Genomic DNA, 1,477 nt, shown 5'->3' with positions numbered 1-1,477 from the left:
GTCTACGTCGGTCAGCTCTCCCGCGCCCGGGTGGCGCGGGTGCCCCTGCTGTTCGTCGCCGCGTTCCAGTCGCTCGGGATCATGTTGCTGCTACGTGGGGTGGTCGACGCCGGCAACGAGACAACCAGTGAGCAGGTGGTAGCGGGTTCGACCGTGCTGGTGGTGGCCTTCGTCGCCCTGAATCTTCTCGCGCAGCGCTTCGGGGCGCTGCGTGCTGCCGGGGCGCTGGACTACTACTTGACCCTGCCTGTCCCGGGAAGCGCCGTGGTACTCGGCACGGCCGCCTCCTATGCGTCGTTCGCGGTGCCGGGGATGGTCGTCACGGCCGTGGTGGGTTCGCTGCTGTACGGCCTGCCGCTGTCGGGCCTGTGGATGTTGCTGCCGGTAGCCGTCATGGCCGGCGCGTCTCTTGCCGGGATCGGCGCGGCTATCGGGCTGCTCGCCCCCCGCCAGGAACTCGCGACAGTCGCCGGTCAGGTCGGCATGAGCGTCGTGCTGTTCCTCGGGATCATTCCGGCGGACCGGCTGCCCGTCGGAATCGACGTGCTGCGTGACCTGGTACCCAGCACGTACGCGGTGGACGTGTTGGCCGCCGCCTTCCGGCCGTCCGTCGACTGGGTTGTGGTCGCCCTCGACCTGCTGGTGTGCGCACTGGTGGCGCTTGTCACGCTACTGGCGGCCAGCGTCGCACTGCGGCATGCCGGTAATACGCGGCATTAGGGCGTTCCGGTGGATCCTCGATCGCGCGGACCGGCGTCCAGATGGCCGGTATCCACCGGACACGGCCTGGCGTGAGAGCCGCATGAGCGGTGACAGCACCGTTGGCGGCGCGCACAGTGCGGGGATGCGGGACTTCTCCGGTACACGCCAGCCCGGCGCGCCCCGGCCGGACCAGGGTGACCGGCTCGACGGCGTTGCGGATGACTGGCCGGCGTTCGAGGAGCCCGAGCGCCGCTTCTGGGTCGTCGGCAGAGCCGAACTCCTCGCCGGCCTGGTGTGCGCGGTTGCCATGGCCGCCGCCGGCCTGCCCCTCGGACTGCTGTGGGCGGCGACCGCCCCGCGCCTGAACGTCCGGGCTGTGCTGGCCGGCAGTGAGGTCGCCTTCGACGCCCAGGCCGGTGTCGACGTGTACTTCGCCCTGATCTGCGCCGTCGGTGGTCTCGCCGGAGGCGTCCTCGGTTTCTGGCGAGGCCGCGACGGCGGCTGGCCGGTCCCCGCCGGGCTCGCCCTGGGCGGGATCGGCGGATCCCTGCTGGCGAGCTGGATCGGGCATGTGCTGCGGTCGGCACGGGCCGTCTCGCAGCTACCCGAGGGCACCGGCGGCCTTGTCGTCCAACTCGTCGAGTTCCGGTTGCGCTCGCCCGGCTTCCTGCTCGTCCTGCCCGCTGCGTCGCTGTTCGTGCTCTCGGTGCTGAGCTGGCTGTCGCTGTTTCTGATGCCGCGTCGCGCATAGCCGCCAGCGCATAGCCGCCAGCGC

The 1,477-nt window shown here is 71.1% G+C and carries 2 protein-coding genes; both read left to right on the top strand.

The features are described from left to right. Window positions 1-720 (top strand): ABC transporter permease (locus tag DD1DGNOD_RS18565; protein WP_131770710.1); only part of this gene is annotated, 720 nt, incomplete at its 5' end. A gap of 82 nt (window positions 721-802) precedes the next feature. Beyond that, window positions 803-1,453: a hypothetical protein gene (locus tag DD1DGNOD_RS18560; protein ID WP_131770709.1), complete on the top strand. Its 651-nt coding sequence runs from the start codon at window positions 803-805 to the stop codon at window positions 1,451-1,453. The last annotated feature ends 24 nt before the right edge of the window (window positions 1,454-1,477 follow it).

This window comes from Candidatus Protofrankia californiensis (assembly GCF_900634765.1).
Classification (GTDB): domain Bacteria; phylum Actinomycetota; class Actinomycetes; order Frankiales; family Frankiaceae; genus Protofrankia; species Protofrankia californiensis.
This window is presented reverse-complemented; position numbering and strand designations above follow the sequence as displayed.

Coding starts and splice junctions, on each gene's coding strand:
- DD1DGNOD_RS18560 (WP_131770709.1), top strand. CDS start 803: ATGAGCGGTGACAGCACCGTTGGCGGCGCGCACAGTGCGGGGATGCGG.